The sequence below is a fragment of the Myxococcus sp. AM009 genome (assembly GCF_013372605.1).
Classification (GTDB): domain Bacteria; phylum Myxococcota; class Myxococcia; order Myxococcales; family Myxococcaceae; genus Myxococcus; species Myxococcus vastator.
Genome location: NZ_JABXEP010000365.1, coordinates 1 through 753 on the forward strand (window position 1 = coordinate 1; position 753 = coordinate 753).

Sequence of the window (753 nt, forward strand, 5' to 3'; positions counted from 1 at the left end):
GCCCACGGCCCCCAGTTGATGCTCGTCGCCGGCAACCCCAGCGCACGCCGGTGCTGCGCGAGCGCATCCAGGAACGCGTTGCCCGCGGCGTAGTGCCCGGAGCCCACCGAGCCCCACACCGCCGAGATGGACGAGAAGAGGACGAAGAAGTCCAGCGAAGCGTCCCGCGTCAGCGCGTGGAGATGCCACGCCCCCTCCACCTTCGGCGCCAGCACGGCATCGAGCGCGGAGGCATCCAGCTCCCGCAGCCGCGCGTGCGTGGAGACCCCCGCCGCGTGCACCACGCCCTTGAGCGGGGGCATCGTCGTGCGCACCTGCTCCAGCAGCTCCGCCATCTGTTCGCGCCGGGACACATCCGTGCGCGCGAGGACCACCGTGGCGCCCGCGGCCTCCAGCTCCCGCACGGCCAGGATGCGCGCGGCCACGTCCCCACCGCCCGCCGCGAGGGCATCCCAATCTGCCCGCTCCGGGAAGGCGCTGCGAGCCGTCAGCACCACATGCCGCGCGCCCTGCCGCACCATCCAGCGCGCCACGTGCAGCCCGAGCTCGCCCTGGCCTCCCGTGACGAGGTACGTCGCCGCCGCCTCCAGCGGCGCCGTCCTCGCAGGGGGAAGGGGGCTCGGCGCGAGCCGGGGAACGAACCGGCGCCCGCCGCGCAGCACGAGCTGCTCCTCGCCCTCGCCAGCGCCCCGCGTGAGCACCTCCTCCAGCGCGACGACCTGCGCGTCCCCGCCCGCCGACTCCAGGTCCACC

Annotated in this window: 1 protein-coding gene; it reads right to left on the minus strand. The window is 75.3% G+C overall.

All coding sequences use genetic code 11. The features are described from left to right. Window positions 1–753, minus strand: a 753-nt coding sequence (locus HV824_RS35890; protein WP_176425282.1) for an SDR family oxidoreductase, incomplete at both ends; no start/stop codon positions are given.